Source organism: Elusimicrobiota bacterium, from assembly GCA_016722575.1.
Classification (GTDB): Bacteria; Elusimicrobiota; Elusimicrobia; order FEN-1173; family FEN-1173; genus JADKIY01.
Genome location: JADKIY010000001.1, coordinates 240505 through 258892, shown reverse-complemented (window position 1 = coordinate 258892; position 18388 = coordinate 240505). Strand labels below are relative to the sequence as shown.

The 18388-nt window shown below is 63.7% G+C and carries 18 protein-coding genes; 4 read left to right on the top strand and 14 right to left on the bottom strand.

The annotated features are described in order from the left end of the window. Positions 1-6: 6 nt before the first annotated feature. The 9 genes from IPP68_01110 to IPP68_01070 are packed head-to-tail and all read right to left on the bottom strand — an operon-like array spanning position 7 to position 9190. Entirely contained in the window at positions 7-804 is a 798-nt protein-coding gene (locus IPP68_01110; GenBank protein MBL0348963.1) for an FtsQ-type POTRA domain-containing protein, read from the bottom strand. Next, positions 801-1682, bottom strand: coding sequence for a D-alanine--D-alanine ligase (locus tag IPP68_01105; GenBank protein MBL0348962.1), 882 nt, complete (start codon positions 1680-1682; stop codon positions 801-803). The genes IPP68_01110 and IPP68_01105 overlap by 4 nt, the downstream gene beginning before the upstream one ends. A gap of 54 nt (positions 1683-1736) precedes the next feature. Then, entirely contained in the window at positions 1737-2645 is a 909-nt protein-coding gene (murB, locus tag IPP68_01100; GenBank protein ID MBL0348961.1) for a UDP-N-acetylmuramate dehydrogenase, read from the bottom strand. Continuing rightward, complete coding sequence (locus IPP68_01095; GenBank protein MBL0348960.1) at positions 2642-4015, bottom strand: UDP-N-acetylmuramate--L-alanine ligase; 1374 nt, start codon at positions 4013-4015, stop codon at positions 2642-2644. Before IPP68_01095 ends, murB begins: the two co-directional genes overlap by 4 nt. Next, positions 4015-5199, bottom strand: a complete 1185-nt coding sequence (locus IPP68_01090) for a class I SAM-dependent rRNA methyltransferase (GenBank protein MBL0348959.1) — start codon at positions 5197-5199, stop codon at positions 4015-4017. The genes IPP68_01095 and IPP68_01090 overlap by 1 nt, the downstream gene beginning before the upstream one ends. Next, positions 5196-5981, bottom strand: a complete 786-nt coding sequence (locus IPP68_01085; GenBank protein MBL0348958.1) for a 7-carboxy-7-deazaguanine synthase QueE — start codon at positions 5979-5981, stop codon at positions 5196-5198. The genes IPP68_01090 and IPP68_01085 overlap by 4 nt, the downstream gene beginning before the upstream one ends. Continuing rightward, the gene (queC, locus tag IPP68_01080; protein ID MBL0348957.1) at positions 5978-6754 is read right to left on the bottom strand and encodes a 7-cyano-7-deazaguanine synthase QueC; all 777 of its coding nucleotides are present in this window, start codon (positions 6752-6754) and stop codon (positions 5978-5980) included. The genes IPP68_01085 and queC overlap by 4 nt, the downstream gene beginning before the upstream one ends. 37 nt (positions 6755-6791) lie before the next feature. Further along, on the bottom strand, positions 6792-7610 hold the full coding sequence (locus IPP68_01075) for a glutamate racemase (protein ID MBL0348956.1): 819 nt from the start codon (positions 7608-7610) through the stop codon (positions 6792-6794). Continuing rightward, positions 7610-9190: an N-acetylmuramoyl-L-alanine amidase gene (locus IPP68_01070; protein MBL0348955.1), complete on the bottom strand. Its 1581-nt coding sequence runs from the start codon at positions 9188-9190 to the stop codon at positions 7610-7612. The genes IPP68_01075 and IPP68_01070 overlap by 1 nt, the downstream gene beginning before the upstream one ends. 126 nt (positions 9191-9316) lie before the next feature. Here IPP68_01070 and IPP68_01065 point away from each other — a divergent pair, with 126 nt between their 5' ends. Next, the gene (locus tag IPP68_01065) at positions 9317-9667 is read left to right on the top strand and encodes a hypothetical protein (protein ID MBL0348954.1); all 351 of its coding nucleotides are present in this window, start codon (positions 9317-9319) and stop codon (positions 9665-9667) included. Between the two features lie 10 nt (positions 9668-9677). Here the strand turns inward: IPP68_01065 and IPP68_01060 are convergent, their stop codons facing one another. From IPP68_01060 to IPP68_01040, 5 genes are all read right to left on the bottom strand, one after another. After that, positions 9678-10343: a rhomboid family intramembrane serine protease gene (locus IPP68_01060; GenBank protein MBL0348953.1), complete on the bottom strand. Its 666-nt coding sequence runs from the start codon at positions 10341-10343 to the stop codon at positions 9678-9680. Then, entirely contained in the window at positions 10340-11971 is a 1632-nt protein-coding gene (locus tag IPP68_01055; GenBank protein ID MBL0348952.1) for a tetratricopeptide repeat protein, read from the bottom strand. The genes IPP68_01060 and IPP68_01055 overlap by 4 nt, the downstream gene beginning before the upstream one ends. Positions 11972-12185: 214 nt before the next feature. Continuing rightward, positions 12186-12899, bottom strand: a complete 714-nt coding sequence (rsmG, locus tag IPP68_01050) for a 16S rRNA (guanine(527)-N(7))-methyltransferase RsmG (protein ID MBL0348951.1) — start codon at positions 12897-12899, stop codon at positions 12186-12188. 19 nt (positions 12900-12918) lie between these two features. Beyond that, positions 12919-14748 carry a tRNA uridine-5-carboxymethylaminomethyl(34) synthesis enzyme MnmG gene (gene mnmG, locus IPP68_01045; GenBank protein ID MBL0348950.1) on the bottom strand — a complete coding sequence of 610 codons (1830 nt, stop codon included), beginning with the start codon at positions 14746-14748 and terminating at the stop codon, positions 12919-12921. An 81-nt stretch (positions 14749-14829) separates the two neighbouring features. Then, positions 14830-15405 carry a TMEM165/GDT1 family protein gene (locus tag IPP68_01040; GenBank protein ID MBL0348949.1) on the bottom strand — a complete coding sequence of 192 codons (576 nt, stop codon included), beginning with the start codon at positions 15403-15405 and terminating at the stop codon, positions 14830-14832. A gap of 181 nt (positions 15406-15586) precedes the next feature. Between IPP68_01040 and IPP68_01035 the strand changes: the two genes are divergently transcribed. Genes IPP68_01035 through IPP68_01025 form a run of 3 tightly spaced genes read left to right on the top strand, consistent with a single transcriptional unit; the run spans position 15587 to position 18355 of the window. Next, positions 15587-16843, top strand: a complete 1257-nt coding sequence (locus IPP68_01035; protein MBL0348948.1) for a tetratricopeptide repeat protein — start codon at positions 15587-15589, stop codon at positions 16841-16843. Beyond that, positions 16840-17733 carry a hypothetical protein gene (locus tag IPP68_01030; protein ID MBL0348947.1) on the top strand — a complete coding sequence of 298 codons (894 nt, stop codon included), beginning with the start codon at positions 16840-16842 and terminating at the stop codon, positions 17731-17733. The genes IPP68_01035 and IPP68_01030 overlap by 4 nt, the downstream gene beginning before the upstream one ends. 25 nt (positions 17734-17758) lie before the next feature. Then, on the top strand, positions 17759-18355 hold the full coding sequence (locus IPP68_01025; protein ID MBL0348946.1) for a DUF4202 domain-containing protein: 597 nt from the start codon (positions 17759-17761) through the stop codon (positions 18353-18355). The last annotated feature ends 33 nt before the right edge of the window (positions 18356-18388 follow it).

The following is an 18388-nucleotide window of genomic DNA, read 5'->3' as shown; positions in this document are numbered from 1 at the left end:
TCTCCCTCAGGAGCGACGGCGGGGCGGGGCGGCGGCCGCGCGCGGTTTCGCGGCCACGCGTCGGTCGTCCACAAAGCGAATGTATTCAAACCCCCCGGCGCCTTCCGGCGCCGCCAGCACGCGCGCGAGCCGGCGGGCTTTCGGACCGAGAACCGCGGCGTCGGCGTCGGGCGCGCCCCATTGGACCGGGGTGTCCCCGGCCAGGTACAGGACGGCGTCCCCGTCGGAAGACATTTTAATTTTGTAGAGGCCTTCCGTCCAGCGTTCTTTGGTGTTTCGCAGGCCGGCGAGGAAGGCCAGGGCGTGAGCGCGGACGGCCGGATCGTCCGGGAGCGCCAGCACGGGGAGGCCCGCCCCCTCGCCCGGGAGCGGGAAAAGGGTCCCGGTGCGGTCGATTCCCCACCAGCTTCCGTCGGAAAGGGCCCGGGCTTCCGGCGTTCGTTGGACGACGGTCACCCGAACGGTGCGGTCCCACCCCCGCTGAAGGTGGATCGTGGACAAGGCGGGAAAGGCCGCCCGGAGCCGTTGTTCCAGGGCGCGACGGTGAAATCCGAAAAGCGGTTGGCCGGCTTTGATCTCGAGGGCTTCGGCGAATCCGGGCGGGGCGTCGCCGTCCACGCGGACCGCCTCAATGGACAGGGACCGGGAGCGGGTCCAAAAACGGTGGGCGCCCCAGGCGAGGGCGGCGGCCGAGCCGACAAAGAGAAGGGCCCGGGACAAGGCGGCGAGGGACTCCGCGAGCGATCGCCAGCGGTAGGCCGCGTGGCTGCGGCGCACCGTGACTTTGTGTCGGCGTCGCTTCATGCCGACGCGGCGTCCCGAAGAGCCAGGGTCAATAGGCGAAGGACCAGATCGTCAAAGGAAAGGCCCGCCGCTCGGGCCGCGTCGGGCAACAGGGACGTGTCGGTCATGCCCGGCAGGGTGTTGACTTCCAGGAGGTACGGTCGGTCGCCCCAAATCAAATCCACGCGGCTCACGTGGCGGCACCCCAAGGCCCGGTGGGCCGCGAGGGCGAGGCGTTGAAGGCGCTCCGTTCGGCGGGGCGGCAGCGGCGCCGGCACCGCGTGGCGGGAACCGCCGGCGGCGTATTTGGAATAGAAATCGTAAAAGGCGTGCTTGGGGATGATTTGGACGACGGGCAAGGCCGCGTCGTCCAAGATCCCCACGGTGTATTCCGGGCCCCGCAGATAGCGTTCCACCAGGGCTTCCGGCTCCACCGCCCAGGATTTCCGAAGGGCGGGGCCCCATTCGCCGGCCCGCCGAACGATCTGCACGCCCACCGCCGAGCCTTGGCTGGCGGGTTTAACGACCCAGGGGCCGGCAAAGGGGGGGCGGTCGACGGGGTCTCCGCGACGACGAAGGAACCAGGGCGCCGTGGGCAGACCCGCGTTCTTAAAAAGGGCCTTGGCCGAGGGTTTGTGCATGGCCAGGGCGCTGGCCAGGACGCCGCTGCCGGTGTAAGGAATTTTCAGAAGATCGAGAAGTCCTTGAAGGCGGCCGTCTTCCCCGAAAGGGCCGTGGGTCACCAGAAAGGCGAGATTAATTTTATGGCGGCGAAGGGCGTTGGGAAGGTCGGGGACAATGTCCAGGGGGTGGTGCCCAAGTCCCAGACGCTTTAACGCCGCGGCAACCGCGCGGCCGCTTTTAAGGGAAATCGCGCGTTCGGCGGAGCGCCCCCCCATCAGGAGCGCGATTCGCCGGCGCCGGAGAGCGGCCGGGATCGACGGGGTCACGCGTCAATCCCCGACGGGCCAAACTTCCAGTTCGAGGTCGACGCCGCATTTTTCCCGGACGGTTTTTTGAACGAGGGCCAAGAGGGCGTGCACATCGCCGGCCGAGGCGCGGCCGAGGTTTTCGATAAAATTGGCGTGTTTCGGAGAGATCCGCGCATCGCCCACCCGCGTTCCCTTAAGGCCCGCGGCCTCGATGAGGCGGGCGGCGTGGTCCCCGGGAGGATTTTTGAAAACGGAGCCGCAATTTTTGGTGCCCAGCGGTTGTCGTTCGGCCCGGCGTTTCAGCTGTTTCTCGACGGAAGCGAGGATATCATTTCTGTCCCCGGGTCGCAATTTGAGGCGGGCGGAGAGGACCCAGTGGTCCGTCAGATTGGACCGGCGGTAGCCGAAGCGCAGATCCTTCTTGGTCAAGAGGCGTTCGCGGCCGTCCGCGTCCAGGGTCAGAACCTCTTCCACCAGCGAGCCCAAATCGCCTTCCGGGGTGCCCGCGTTGGTCATGAGTCCCCCCCCGAGCGTCCCGGGAATTCCGGCGAAGGGTTCGGCCCCGGTCAGTCCCCGTTCGGCGCAGGCCCGGGACAGTTGGGGCAAAAGGACCCCCGCGCCCGCGTTGATGCGCCCGTCCTCTTCAAAATGGAACGTTTCGAATTCCCCCCGGAGGCGCGTGACCACCCCGCGCACGCCCCGGTCGCCCACCAGTAAATTGGACCCTTGCCCGATGGGCCAAAGAGGAACGCCGTGGTCGGCGGCCCAGGTCACCAGGCGGTCCAGCGCCGCGCGGTTCTCAACTTCGACGTAAAAGTCGGCCGGCCCCCCGATGCCCCAGGTGGTGTGGCGGGACAGGGGTTCGGCGCCTTTGGCGCTCGGGAAAAGGCGCCGCAGATCGGAAAGCAGGGCGGAAGCGCCGCCGGTCACGCGAGGCGGTGGAGGTGGGGCAGCAATTTTTCCCCCCATTTCCAGACGTCCCCGGCCCCGAGGGTCAAAAACACATCGTTGGCGCGGAGCAACGGGACGAGGCGATGTTCGTCGTCCGTGGAGGCGACGCGGTCCACGAGGATCGACTGGGCCCGGAGCCGGTCGGCCAAGGCGTCGCTGGTCACGCCCGGAATCGGTTTTTCGCCGGCGGGGTAGATGTCCAGAAGAAAAAGTTGATCCACGCCGGTGAAGGCCCGGGCGAAGGCGTCCATCAATTGTTTGGTCCGGGAGTAACGGTGGGGCTGAAAGAGCACGACGACCCGGCGTTCGGGCCAGCGTTGACGCAGGGCCTCGACGGTGGCTTTGATTTCGGTGGGGTGGTGGCCGTAATCGTCGACGACGGTCACGCCCCCGGCTTCCCCCTTGAGCTCCAACCGGCGGCCGACGCCCGTGAAGGTGGAAAGGGATTCGGCGATGGAGTCGAAGGCCAGGCCGGTTTCGAGGCCGACGCCGATGGCGGCCAGGGCGTTTAATATGTTGTGGCGGCCGGGGCACGCCCAACGGACCAACCCCAAAGCGTCCTTCCCCCGGCGGACGCGAAAGCTCACCTGGGCCGGGGTGAACCGAACGTCCTCCGCCCGGAGGTCGGCGGTTTCGGAAAACCCGTAGGCGACGACGGGCCGTTGAACGCGGGGGCGGACCCGCTGGACTCCGGGATCATCGGCGCACATGAACACGGCGCCGTAAAAAGGCACTTTGTTGGCGAATTCCACGAACCCGGTGTCCAGGGCGTCCATGGTTTTCCAGTGGTCCAAGTGATCGTCGTCGATGTTGGTGACGACGGCCAAGGTGGGGGACAGTTTCAAGAAAGACCCGTCGGATTCGTCCGCTTCGGCCACCAGGTATTTCCCCTGGCCGACCCGGGCCCCGGTGCCGGTGGAATGGAGCCGTCCGCCGATGACCACGGTGGGGTCCAGGTTCCCGGCTTGCAAAACCAGGGCCGCCAAAGAGGTCGTCGTGGTTTTGCCATGGGACCCCGCGACGGCGATGGTGTGTTTCAAGCGGGCGATTTCCGCCAGCATTTCAATCCGGGGAATGATGGGGATGCCGCGTCGGCGGGCTTCCAGCACTTCGGGGTTGTCGGGACCGACGGCGGTGGAGGTCACGACCACATCGACGCCTTCCACGTGGCGCGCGCGGTGGCCGGTGAAGACGTTGGCCCCCAATCCCCGAAGCCGTTCGACAACGTCGGTGGCTTTTAAGTCGCTGCCGGAGACTTGGCACTTAAGCACCAAAAGAATTTCGGCGATGCCGCTCATGCCGGCGCCGCCGATTCCAACGAAGTGAATGCGTTGAACTTTTCCGAACATCAGGTCACGTGCAGTATAGCGAACTTTAAATAATCCGTCTCGGGCATGGAAGGGCGGACGGGGTGGTCGGGCCCGGCGCCGGCCGTGTGAATCACCACGGCGCGGCGGCCCGATTCGTGGACGGCCCGGGAAAGGATTTGGCGGAATTCCTCGCGGTCCACGTGTTGGGAGCAACTGGCCGTGGCCAGAAACCCGCCGCCGGAAACCCGCCGGAGGGCCAGCGTGTTGAGGCGCACGTAGGCCTTGATGGCCTGAGGCAGGTTTTTTTTGTTCGAGGCGAAGCGCGGTGGGTCGACGATGACCAGGCCGTGGTTGTCCTTGGAGGTCACTAAAAAATCGAAGGCGTCGGCCCGGGTGAACGCGACCCGGTCGCCCAAGGCGTTTTTTTCCGCGGCGAGTCGCGCCAGGTTGAGCGCGGGGTCCGACTCGTCGACGCCCGTGACCCGGGCCGCGCCGGACTGAGCGCACGCCAACCCGAACCCGCCCGTGTGGCAAAAAACGTCGAGGACCGATTGGCCCTTGGCCAGCCGCGCCGCGGAGGCGCGGTTCGCCCGGTGATCAAAGAAGTAGCCCGTTTTTTGGCCTTCCAACAGATCCGCCGCCAAGTGGAGCCCGTCCGCTTGGAACCAATGGGGCCGGTCCGGGGCGCCTTCAACCGCCGACACCGATTCCGGCAACTTCTCCAAACGCCGGGCGGCCGCGTCGTTTTTTAAAACGACGGCTTTCCACGGGCCGAAGGTTTTTACCGCTTCGAGAACCAGAGGCGTCAAGCGGTCCATGCCCGCGCAAAAGGACTCGACGACCACGGCGTCGCCGAACCGGTCCACCACGAGCCCCGGCAGGTCGTCGGATTCCCCGAAGACCCAGCGGTAGGCGCCGTCGGAGAAAAGGCGTTCGCGAAGCTCCCGGGCGCGGCGAAGGCGGCCGGTGAAAAAATCCACGTCGATCGGGACGGGCCGGCGGTCCAACACCCGGCCCGCAATCAAGGATTGGGGGTTGTAGAAGCCGACGCCCAGAGGTTCCTCCCGGGAGGATTCGAAGCGGACCAAGGCCCCCGGTTCCAACCCGTCGGGGGCGGATTGGACTTCGTTGGAAAACACCCAGAGATGGCCCCGGCGCAGGCGTCGGTCTTCGTGGGGTTTGAGCCGGACGACCGGCGGCGCGGCGGGATCGGTGGATTTCAAGGAAGCCCCCAGACGGGATGCATTTGGGAAATCAGTTTGACCGACGGAAGCTTTTGGCGGGCCCAGTCCCACCAGGAAACGATGCGGGCCGGGGGCGGTGGGACGACCGACGCGGGCGCCGCCGATTGGGCGTCCTGCAGGCGGAAATTCAAGTCCGCGACGGGGGTCACCGGTTGAAGCACGAGCGGCGGCGTGGGCGACAGGCGAAGGAGGAGATTGACCGCTTCCTCCATTTCCTCGTCGGTCGTTTGGGAAGTGAGGACAAGCTTGGCGAACGCTTTGTCCCCCGCTCGACGGAGGACTTCCTCGTGTTCGGCCCAAAAGGGCCGGCCGATGGCCGAGGGCAATTTGATGTCGGCCGCCACGACGTCGATGTCGGCGGCGACCCGTTGAAACAAATGGGGGTGGGTGGCGCTGGTTTCCAGATGGATCCGGAGGCCGAGGGTTTTGAGTCCGGGGAGGAGGGCTTCCAAAAAATCGGTTTGAAGCAGGGGCTCCCCTCCGGTCAGACTGATGCCCGCGTGGGGGCGTTCCCGGGCCATTTCCCCCACCCGTTCCAAGACGTCTTGAACGGTCAACCGGGGATGGCCTTCATCGGTCAAGCTGTCCGGGGTGTCGCAGTAGCGGCAACGCCAAGGACACCCGGCGAAACGGACAAACACGTGGCGTTCGCCGAGGTGCAGGCCTTCGCCCTGAAGGGAGGAGAAGATTTCCGATACCGGCGCGCGGGGCGCGTCGTCGCGGGGGGCGGGGGCTTCGGAAAGCGGGGCGGGGTCGGTCATGGTCGTTGGCGGGAGCCCGTGGAGGATACCACTTTCGGCCGCGGATCGGCGGGGTCGGCGCGGCCCGCCCGTCGAAAACCGTCGGCGCGCAAGCGGCAGGAATCGCATCGGCCGCAGGGGCGCGCCCCTCCGGCGTAGCACGACCACGTGTGTTTCAACGGCACCCGAAGGCGAAAGGCCAGTCGAACGATGTCGGCTTTGTTCAGGCGAAGGAGCGGGGCCCACAAACGCGGCGGTTTTTTTCGCTCGGCGCCGAGGCGGGTGCCGCGGCGTCCCACGGTTTCCATGGCCCGCAGGTAGGCGGGCCGGCAGTCGGGGTAGCCGGAATAATCCAGGGCGTTGGCGCCGATGACCACGTTGGGAACGTCGAGGGCGTCGGCGCAGGAAAAGGCGAAGGAGAGAAACACGGTGTTCCGAGCGGGGACGTACGTCGAGGGAATGGGTCCCCGGCCGATGGCGTGAAGGGGGTGGTCGGGCAGGGCGCCTTTGTCCAACAGGCGACTTCCCCCCCAGGGCAATCGAAAGGAAACGACTTGGAGCGGCACTCGGGCCCGGCGGGCCACGGCGCGAGCGGATCGAAGTTCCCGGCGGTGGCGTTGGCCGTAATCGAAGGCGATGGCCCGGCAGTCCCATTTTTTCATTTTGAGAGCCCAATAAAGGGCGGTGGCCGAATCGAGCCCTCCCGAAAGCAAGACGACGGCGCGCCCGGGCCGAGCCGGTCGATGTGTTTTTTGAAAACGGCCGGAGCGGCCGAGGGGTCGAATTCTTTTCATGCCGGTCAGATTCGTCGCTGCCGCGCGCCGAACGCGGTCAGACGCCGTCAACGCCTTCCAGGCGGATGCGGGAAACGTTGGGTAGGTTCCAACCGAGGAATCGGTGGCCAAGGCGAGAAAACTTGGCCGGGTCGTCGGAGGAAAAATAGTCCACGCGTCCGCGGGGGCCCCGCGACGCCAGGAGACCGTCCTGGTCGAGGCGGCTGCGCACGGCCTTGGCGGTTTCTTCGGCGGAATCGATGAGTTCAACGGTTTTGGCCACGCGGCGCAGTACATTTTTAATCAGCGGGTAATGGGTGCAACCCAGGACCAGGGTGTCGATTTTTCTTCGAAGAAGGGGGGCCAAATAAAGGGCGGCCACGCGTTGAGTGATCGGGTGGTCCGACCACCCTTCTTCGACGAGCGGCACGAAAAGGGGACAGGCCCGGCTGAAAACGCGGATGGTGCCGTCCAGCCGTTGGACCGCGCGCTCGTAAGCGCGGCTTTGAACCGTGGCTTCGGTGCCGATGATGCCCACGCGGCCGGTGCGGGTCGCCGCCAGAGCGGCGCGGGCCCCGGGTTCGATCACGCCCAAGACGGGGACGGGCATGAAGGCCCGCAGTTCCGGCAGGGCCAGGGCCGAAACGGTGTTGCAGGCCGTGACCATCATTTTGACGTTTTTTCGTCGGAAAAAACGCGCGACTTCGATGGAAAAGCGCTTGACGGACTCCGCCGATTTCGAGCCGTAGGGCACGCGGGCCGTGTCTCCCACGTAGATGAAATGTTCCCGGGGCAAAAGCGAAACCAGGGCGCGGAGGACGGTGAGACCACCCACGCCCGAATCAAAGACGGCGATGGGGCGGGGGCGAGCGGCCATCAATTTCCCCCCGCCGACGACTGCGCCAGGCGCGCCTGGATTTTTCGTTTTTCGTAGTCCAGCAATCCGGCGTAAACCGTTTCGATCAGTTTCTGGTGATAACGGGTGGAGCGCAAAAGCCCTTCTTCTTTGGGATGGGTGATGAACCCCGTTTCAATGAGAATGGCGGGCATGGCCGTCCCGCGCAGAACATAGAAACCGGCCTGTTTGACCCCCCGGTTGATCAGGGGCAATCGCTGCCCGGCCTGGCGGGCGATCAGGGCGGCGATTTCGGAGGAATCGTTCATGTGTTCGTTTCGGGCCAGAGACCACAGCAGCTCCTCGACTTTTTCCTTGGCCGGCCCGGCCACGCCTTCCAAATCGACGACGGCGTTTTCGCGGCGGGCGACCGCCGCGGCTTCGTCGTCGGTGGCTTTTTCCGAAAGGTAATAAATTTCAAATCCATTGGAGGCCCGCGTCAGTCCGGCGTTGCAGTGCAGGGAGATGAAGAGGTCGGCTTTGTTTTTGTTGGCCACGGCCGAGCGTTCTTCCAGCGTGAGGAATCGGTCGTCGGCTCGCGTGAGAAGGACATTGAAGCGGTCCTCCGAGCGAAGCAATTGGGCCAGGGCCCGGGCGGTGCGAAGATTGACGTCTTTTTCGTAAGTTCCGCCGGGCCCCACCGCGCCCACGTCTTTGCCTCCGTGGCCCGCGTCGATCACGATGGTGCGGAGGGGCGACAGGGCCAGGTAGGGCGCGTCCAAGGAGGACCGGGGGGGGGCGGCCGAAGGCGGGGCGACCAGAACGGGGCCGTTGTCCTCCATCGGCGGTGGGCGGCGCGCCGGGGACCATACCGCGCCTTTCGGCACATCGATGGTGAGAGTGCGGGGCGAGGCGGTGGTGTAGATGTCGGGCGTCCCGGCGCCCGTGGCCAGTTGAACGGTCAGGTCCGTGGTTCGGGCGTGGGGATCCATTTGGACGGAGGCGACGGTGCCCTCGTCGAACGTGAGCTTTTCGGATTGGGCGGCCCGGCCGTCAAAAAGGCGTAGGTAGAGCGTGTTGTCTCGTTGGCCGAGCAAACGATAATCCACGTCGGGTCCGATCTCGACGGAAACGCGGGTCTCCCGGGGGTAATTGAAGACCCGGGCGGAGGAGATGGACGGGATGGGGTCGACGGTCAAAGACGGCGGGGCGTCGATCCATTGGGTTTTGGTTTTTGTGAAGGCCTGGTGCGCGGGGGTCGTCAGAAGGGAAACGGGCAGAAAGGCGGAGTCCCCCCACCAACGCACGGCCGTTTCCAAGGCGATCGGTTGCCCCCCCACGATGGCGGAGGAACTGTCTAAAACGAATTCGGCGGTGCGGTTTTCGAGGCGGTAGTCGAATTTTCTCGAAACGCGCTTCCAGGCGACGCGGCCGCCGTAAATTTTCTGCAGGTTTTCCAGCGGCAGGCAGGCGACGCCGTCCACGCGAAAGAAAGTGACGGGACCGCGGTTTTCGCCGTCCACCACGACGTTCATGGATTCGGCGGGCCAGGGCGGTCGCCGAGCGGCGCCCAGGAGGGCGACACCCGCCAGGAGCCAGGCGGCGGACTTTTTTAAGGGCATGCCCTCATTATATTAAACATCGACGCCCTTTTCCCCGTCGTCCTTATCCCGTGTGATTGAGAAAAAGCGGGGATTGTTGTATTGTTACACCGGGATGTTTAACATGAAACATTCCTCGGAGGCGTTATGGAGAAGGCGAAAAGAAGTTTAACTGATTTTGAGCGCGGCGTAATCATCGGTTTGCTGGTGGGAGGGGGGCACTTTGGCGGGGACGGGCGCCAGCCTCATATTCTCATCAAAATGCATGTCCGGCATCAGCCGCTCTTGGAGTGGTTGTCCGCCCGAATTCCAGGCGCCAGGCTCTATGGTCCATACAATCACGGGGGAAGAAACTACGCGCAGTTGATGGTGAGGGGGAAGCCGCTGCTTGATTTTGTTTTGGGGCTGATTTCCGATTCGCGTTGGTGGGAAATTGACCCTCATTCGCACCAGCGCCTCCGGGAGATGATTGATCGGTATATGACGCCCGGCGGATAAGGCGGGGGGGCTATCTTTTCTTAAAGGGGAAAACGAAGAGGAATCCAGCCAAGAAGCCGCCGGCGTGGGCCCACCAAGCCACACCGCCGGCATCGGCGCCTCCGGCGGAGGCGCTTAATATTGACCCCCAGCTCTGGAGGGCCTGGAGCAGGAACCAAAAACCCAAAAAAAGAATTGCCGGGATCTCGATGAAACGAATAAAGATCCAAATCGGGACCAAGGCCATGATTTTGGCTTTAGGGAACAGGATGAAGTAAGCCCCCATGACACCGGCAATGGCCCCGGAAGCTCCTACCAAAGGCAGCGATGAGCGGGGGTTAAGGTAGACCTGGGAAAGGGCGGCACAGGATCCGACAAGCAGGTAGAATAATAGGTAACGGCGGTGTCCCATCCGGTCTTCCACATTGTCCCCAAAAATCCACAGGTAAAGCATATTGCCCAAAAGATGCATCCATCCGGCGTGAAGAAACATAGAAGTGGGGATTTTAAACCACTCTGTTCTTGGATGATTGATTAATAAGTGTGGAATTAGAGCCCATTCGGTTAAAAATGACTTAAGGGCCTGGGGAGAAGACTGGCGAAGTTCGAGATAGAAAACCCCGGCATTAACCAAAATCAACAGGATATTAACAAAAGGGAAAGTACGCCCTTTGATGTTGTCTTTGAGGGGAATCACCGTTTGATTTTCGGGAGGCCCGGCGATGGGAAAACGCTCGGTTCCAGGCGAGAGGCCTCCGACCATTGTTTTCGAGACTCTTCGGGCCGGTTCTGGCTACTCAAGAAACGGGCATAATCCGCCCGAGCCTCCGCGGAAAAAGGGTCAATTTCAAGAGCCTTAAGAAAGCAAGTCTCGGCAGCGGTCGCGTTCTTTTGAGCCGCCTGGGAAAGACCGAGAGCCAATTGGGCATCCACATCGCCTCCGTTAAGTCCCACCGCCTGACCGGCCACGACGACCGCTTCATCGGAACGCCCGATTAATAGGTAGGCCCGGGAAAGGAGGGCCTGGGCCGAAGCAAGCCGGGGGTAGGCGTCCGAAACCAGCTTCGCGTCCACCACCGCGTCCGAAACGCGTCCGATGTCCAGGTAGGCCCATCCCCGGGCGAGCAGAGCGCCCGGGTGTTCGCGGTAAAGTTCGACGGTTCGGTCGATCCAACGCAACCGGTCCTTGGCGTCGCCCCGACGTCGAGCGATATCCGCCAGAAGTAACAAAACCCCGGCATCGGTGGAATCCAAGTCCAGGGCCCGTCGCGCGTGAATCCCCGCATCGGCGGCGCGATGGCAATGGAGGTCGAGCTGGGCTCTCGCCACTTCATAATCCCGTTGAACGCTTCGGGCGTATTGCCGCCCCTGAAAATTACGCGAAACGCTGTCCCAATCCTGGGGCACGCTCCAATCCGCGTTGGACCGAAGAGGGGGGAGGCGGCGATTGATTTCGGATAAAATGGCTTCCGCGCGCTCTTCTTCGCCCCGCAGCCCCAGCCAATAAGCCAGAGAAAAACCGGCTTGAAACCGGTTGTGGTCCCCCTGATAAACCCGTGCGCACAGGCCCTCCGCCTGATCCCGCCGCCCTTGCTGGGCCCGCACCCCAACCAACAAAAGGTCCGCCTCCGGATCCTCCGGGCTTCGCCGAAGTCGCCGGATGGAGGTTTCCGCGGCATCAATATTTCCCGCCGCCAGATGCGCCCGGGTAATTTTAAACAAAGTGTCCCGGTCCTCCGGGGCGGCGCGAAGGACGGACCCGTAGCGCGCCAAAGCTTTCTGAAACAAGCCCTGATCAAAAGCCAGGTCGCCGGATAATTCCAGAAGTTCCGGACGATTGGGGAAAAGTTTTAACCCGTCTTCCAGCAGTGAAGCGGTCTTCGGGAAATCGCTCTGGGCTAAGCGAACGTTGGCGAGAATAAAGGTGGGCCGAAAATCCCGGGGCGAAAGACGCCGCGCTTCCTCGAGATATTCGGCCGAAAAGGAAAGTCGGTCAAAGGCCAAATTAAGGATCCCCAAGCCCAGGGCGCCGGCGGGATTTTGGGGAAATTTTTGATGGAGAATACGGCATTCCCTCTCGGCGTTTTCAAGCCCTCCCAGTTTCAGGTGAGCCTCGACCAGAATCTCGCGCAGAGACTCTTCGCGGGACGGCGGCCAGGAGCGCCCGGCCAAAGCCTCGGTGGCTATTTCAGACGCTTCGTCGGCCGCGCCCCGATCCAAGGCCCGTTGAGCCCGCGCCCAGGGCGTGGACTGGAACCAAAACCAAATAGATCCGCCAAGAACGCAAAATCCAAAAACGATGACAGTCAGGCGGCGACGGGGCATTCTCCTATTTTATATGAAGTGATCCGCCTCCACCAGATGTACTTGACTGCCTAGGCCGCCGGCGTCCTTTCAGGGCAAGACCGACAAAATCGTTGGCCAGGATTTCAGGCTCGCGATGGAAGCGATGGATACTATAATGAATCCGAAATTTTGAACAAGGGGGGAACTATTGACGGCTTGAAATTGGGAGCTCTCGCTTACGGGCGGTTCGTTTCTATAAAGGCCGCTTGGCCGGAATTCCAACCCTTCTCGGGTAGTTGAGAGATGTTTGTGTCGATTTATAGATACGTATTATGTGTCTATTCCTGTCGATCCCCGGAAATCGATAAGCCGTCAGTCCGCCCAAAACGCCTCCCAATTCTTTAAGGGCCCGCCCGGCCCCCTCGGCCTCCGCCGGCGCCTCGACTCCCCGGTGCAGGAAGCAATACCCGCCCGGCCGCACAAAGGGCATTGTGAGTTCCATCACTTCCCCCAGAGGCCCGACGGCGCGGCAGAGGGCCACATCAAATTTTTCCCGGAATTCCGGCTCCCGGGCCACCTCTTCGGCCCGACCCACCCGCGTCACCACGGAAGCCCCCAAAACAGAAAGAAACCCTTCCACGGCGCGCAATTTCTTCTGGATCGAATCCAAAAGAGTAAGGGACCATCCCGGTTTCGCAACGGCCAATGGCACGCCGGGGAAACCACCGCCGGAGCCGACGTCAATCACCCGCGCCGAAACCATCCGCCGCGCTTCGGGGTCCATCAAGACGGACAGGGAATCGAGAATATGGTTCAGCCAAAGTTCACTCTCGGTGGAGTAGGAGACGAGGTTGATGTCCCGGTTGGTTCGGGCGAATTCCCGGGCCAGCAGGTCCAGGCGATTCAGGGTGTCGGACTCGGTGCCGAGGACGTCCAGCAAAGGGCGGGCTTCGGGAGGAACCGTCATGCGGGGAGGGCGGGGGATTTCATCGCGCGGCGAACTCGCGCCGTCGACGTTCAACGTGAACCAACAGCACGCCGACGTCCGAGGGAGTCACCCCCGGGATGCGGGCCGCCTGCCCGAGGGACGCGGGCCGCACCTTCTTAAGTTTTTGTCGCGCCTCGGTCAACAATCCGTTCAGCCGGTCGTAGTCCAGATCGTCGGGAATTCGCCGGGATTCCAGTTGCCGGAATTTCGCGATTTCCCGGGATTGGCGTTTGAGGTATCCCCAATACTGTTTTTCCAGTTCCACCTCGCGCCGCACCTGTTCCGCGGTCCATTGACCGCTCAAGCCCGCGTCGGTGGCCCGGCGGGGCAAGGCGCCCGCGGACGGAATCGAGGGAGGGACGTCGCCCAAAAAAACGGACTCCGCGTCGTTCGGCAGGGCTTCTCGAACCGCGGACCACAGCGTGGATCGGTAATTCACGAAAGCGTCATAGACGGGTTCGGAAATCAGGCCGACCCGTCGCCCGTGGTCCATCAGCCGCAGATCGGCGTTGTCCCATCGAAGATGGAGGCGCCACTCCGCCCGGGAAGTCATGAGCCGGTAGGGTTCGTCGGTTCCCTTGGTGACCAAATCATCGATCATCACCCCGATGTAGGCTTCGTCCCGGCGGGGGGACCAGGGGGTTTCGCCCCGAAGGGCCAAAGCGGCGTTGATCCCCGCGACGATCCCCTGTCCGGCGGCTTCTTCGTAACCGGTGGTCCCGTTGATTTGGCCGGCAAAAAAGAGCCGCTCGATGGCTTTGGTTTCCAACGTCGGGCGCAACTGGGTGGGAGGGCAAAAATCGTACTCCACGGCGTAGCCGTAGCGGAGGATTTTGGCCCGTTCGAAGCCCACGATGGAGTGAACGATGTCGTCCTGAACGTCTTCGGGCAGGCTGGTCGAAATGCCGTTGGGGTAAATCTCGCTGGTCTCGTAACCCTCGGGCTCGACGAACACGTGGTGCGACGCGTGGTGGGCGAACTTGACCACTTTGTCCTCGATCGAAGGACAGTACCGCGGCCCCGTGGAGGTAATGACGCCGGAATAAAGAGGGGAGCGGTTGAGGTTCCGCCGAATGATGTCCTGGGTTTTCTCGGTGGTCCGGGTGAGCCAGCAGGGCAGCATTTTTTGATCGAGCCGCCCGGTGAAATGGGAAAAGGGCGTGGGGGGGGCGTCTCCCGGGGCCGGTTCCATGCGGGCATAATCGAGAGTGGCGCCGTCCAGGCGGGGCGGCGTTCCGGTTTTAAGGCGACCCACTTCAAACCCCAGCGCCCGAAGGGCGTCGGAGAGCCCGCTCGAAGCGCGTTCGCCGATTCGCCCGCCGGGCGTCTGTCGGGGGCCGACGTGCATGAGACCTCGCATGAACGTGCCGGTCGCGATCACCACCGCCCGGGACCGCAGGGACGAACCGTCCGCCATTCGAACGCCGGCCGCCGCTCCGCCGTCGGTGAGAACGCCGATGGCTTCCCCTTCCAAAACGGTCAATCCGGGTTGGTGCAATACGGTTTCGGTGACAACGGCGCGGTAGAGATTCCGATCGCATTGCGCCCGGGGGCTTAAGACCGCCGGGCCCTTCCCCCGGTTAAGCATCTTGAACTGCAGTCCGGCCCTGTCCGTGGCCCGCGCCATTTCGCCGCCCAGGGCGTCGATTTCCCGGACCACCTGGCCCTTGCCCACTCCCCCGATGGCGGGGTTGCAAGACATCTGGCCGATCCTGTTTTTGTCCAACGTGAGGAGCGCCGTGGATCGTCCAAGACGTGCGGCCGCCAGGGCGGCTTCCACCGCCGCGTGCCCGGCACCGACAACCACGACGTCAAAGTCTAATTTCATATCTACAAATCATATCATTTTAACTGGCCGTTTTAACCGGAGGCGAAAACCCGCAGGAGGGGTGGGGGGCGGACGGGGGGGTTAGGAACGGTGGGCAAAGGCGGTGTAGATGGACAAACCGCCGAAAATAAAAAAGAGAATCGCCGCGGGCCATCGGATCCACTTCATTCCGAGTCGTCGGGAAACGGCTTCGCCGAAAAAAACCGCCGCGCCGTCGGCGGCCATCATGCCCAGGGTGGTTCCCAGGGTAACGAGCCAAATATTTCCAAATTTAGCGGCCAAGGCCACCGTCGCCAATTGAGTCTTATCGCCCATTTCGGCCAAAAAGAAGAGCACGGTGGTCGTGGCGAAGGGGCCCCAGCGCGATTCTTTCGGCTCATCGAGATCGTCGGGTTTCAATGTCCAAAGACCGAACAATACAAAGGTCGCCCCCAGGAGGCCCGCCAACAGCGCCGGGGAAACCCGGGCGGCGATCCAATTTCCCGCGGAAGAAGCCAACCCGTGGTTAAGGATCGTGGCGGTCAGGATGCCGGCGAGGATGGGCGCGGGTTTCTTGAAACGGGCGGCCAGGGAGAGGGCGAGAAGCTGGGTCTTGTCGCCCATTTCGCTCGCGGCCACAAGACCGAAAGAAGCGCCGATGGTTTCAAGGGCCGACATGGGGCAAGAGGGTAAAGAATTCGAACCGCCGCGTCAATGGCGTCCTGACCGCCGCCCCGCCTCGTCGCGCCCGGGGCCTCCGTTGCGGTGGAAAGACCTTGTCGTCCATGCCTTCTCCCGACCTTTCGACTTCCGAAAGTTCCCCGCCGACGGGCCGCCTATGCTAAAATCAACGAGGCCGATGGTCCACCCCGACTCCCCTCCCCCGCCGGTTTCGGCGGCGGAAACCGAATCCGCGCTCAAGGCCGCGCTGGTGGCGTCGGAGAAATACGGCCGCTTTAATCACCGGCGGCTGGAAGCCCTGGAATCGCTCGCGGAGTTTTTCGTACGGCGGGAGCGGTGGCTCGAGGCGGAACCCCTCAAACTCCAAATTTTATCGGCCAAAGAAAAGCTTTACGGCCCGGAACATCAATCCCTGGCCCCGACCATGGCGGAACTCGCCTTGGGTTACGAAGCCATGGGACGCTTCGATCCGGCCGAGGCGGTGTTGAATCTCGCGCTCAAAATCAACGAGCGGGACGCCATGCAAAACACGGCCGCCATTTCGGGCAACCTGGCCGGCTTGGGCCGCCTGGAAGCCATTCGCGGACGATGGTCCGACGCCGAAACCCATTTGGTCCGCGCGCTTAAAATCACGCGGATCGTTCATGGACCCGATCACACGGAAATGGCCCGACTTTTGTCGAGGTGGGGCGAAGCGGCCCTGGAGGGAGGCCAAACCATGGCCGCCCACGCCAAGCTGGAAGAAGCCGACCGAATTTACACGCACGCGCTGGGCGCCGCCCACCCCGACACGGCCAACGTTTGGGTGCAACGCGGCCAATGGGCCCGCGCCATGGGCCGCTGGGCGGAAGCGGAAAATTTTTACCGTCGGGCGCTGGCGGTCCACGAACACCGCGAAGGCGGGTGGGGCCTTTCGGTCGGATCCGTGTTGCTGAGCCTGGGCGTCTTGGACAACGCCCGGGGGCGTTTCCGGCGCGCGGAAGAACAATTGAGCCGCGCCCGGGCCATCCGGGAAAATATTTTGGGCCCCGATTCGCCGGGCGTGGCCGACGCGCTCGGCCCCTGGGCCGAGGCCGTCGCGGGGTTGGGGCGGTTTGAAACCGCGGAGGAAGCGTATCTGCGGGCGTGGGGGACCTTCGAAAAATGTTTCGGACCGGAGAGCCCGGCTCTCCTGAGGACGATCAACAATTTGGCGGAGCTGTATTTCCGCCGATCCGCCGACGAGGAAGCCGAACGGCTCCTCCGTCAGGCGGTCACCCTGGCCGAGAAAACCCACGGGCCGGAGAGCCCGGCGTCGATCCGGGCGCTCCAGAACCTCCTCGTCGCCTTCGAGGCGCAGGACCGGTGGGACGAAGCCGAAGCCGTGCGCGCCAAGCTGACCCCGACGCGGGGCCGCGGCCGCCCCGCCGGCCCCGAGAGGACGAAACGATCATGAGCTCCGCCCCCAGCGATCTGCAACCGCAGAAAATATTCACGGCCCGTCGCCGACGCGCGATTCTTTCTTTTCGGCGGAAAGGCGACGTGGTGTGGTTTGTCGCCAGCATCGGCCTGTTCATCGCGGGCTTCACCTCGTTGGCGTACACCCTATTGCAGTTGCGTCGGCCCCTCGTCATCGCCCGGCCCTCGGACCCCGCCGCCGCGCCCCTGGCCCCGGACGTCGTGCCCCATCCCGTGGCCCCGGCCGCTCCGGCCGCGCCGCCGGTGGCGGAAGTCTCCGTGACGCCGGTGGCCCCGGCCCCCGCGGTGGAGGCCGAACCCGAAACCCCCGTGGAAGCGGAGGTCCCCGCTCCGCCCCCCGCCAAAAGAAGCCGGGCCGAGCGTCGGGAAGCGGCTCGGACGGAGGCCCCGGCGCCGCGGACGCGCGCCTACGCCCTTTTGGACGACAAAGCCACGGCTCAGGTGTTGTTCGACAAAAACGCCCGGATCACCGCCACCGCGCTCACCGCGGTGGGGGAACCCGCCCTTCGGTTGGATTACGATTTCCAGCGGGGCGAATGGGTTCAGGCTTTTCTCAACATCAAGCAGGATCTCGGCAAATACACCCGCGTTCAGTTCGCCTTCAACGGCGAGGGGGGCAATAACACCCTGGAATTTAAAATCGTGGACGCGGACGGATCGAATTTCGGCGCGACCTGGACCCACCGCACGGGCCGATCGGCCTGGACCGTGGTGGACGTTCCGCTAACGGAACTCGCGTATCTCTGGGGTGGGGACAACCGAATGGATTGGTCCCGCGTCCGGCAAATTTATTTTGCCGTCTCCCGCAAAAACGGCGACGAGGGCGGCAAAGGACGCGTGGTCATCCGCGGGGTGACGTTTTCTTGATTTCCCGCCGGAAATTCGGCCGCCCGTGACGGACCGCTTCTCCCGGGCGCTGGTCGCCATCGACCAAGCCAACGCCGCGGATCCCCGGCGCGCGGCCAACGGCAAACCCTTTGAAATCGACCACGCCGAACGGCTCACGGCGTGGCTGGAGCGGCTCCGCTCCTCCCCTTCCGATCTGCTCCGCCTGGCCGGACGCGGCCAGCACATCGAACGATGGACGATTCCCCGAGAGCGGTATCCCGAAGGCCGCGCCGGATATCTTCAATGGCGGGAAGACCTAAAACGGTTTCACGCCCGACGCGTGGCGGACATCCTCACGGCCGTCGGTTATTCGACCGCCGACACGGACCGGACCACGGCGCTCATCACCAAGCGCGCCCTGCGGGAGGGAGACCCCGACGGCCAGGCCCTGGAAGACGCCCTGTGCCTCGTGTTTTTGGAAACGCAGTTTCTGGAATTAAAAAGCAAAACCCCGGACGATAAGATGCGGGACATCGTCCTTAAAACCTGGCGCAAAATGTCCCCCGCAGGCCACACGGCCGCGCTCACATTGCCCCTCGACCCCCAAGCCAAAACTTTCCTGGAGAAAACCCTTGCGCCATCGCCATTCCCGTCGGTCTAACCGACCCCAATCCAAACCCGCCGCCCCCGCGGC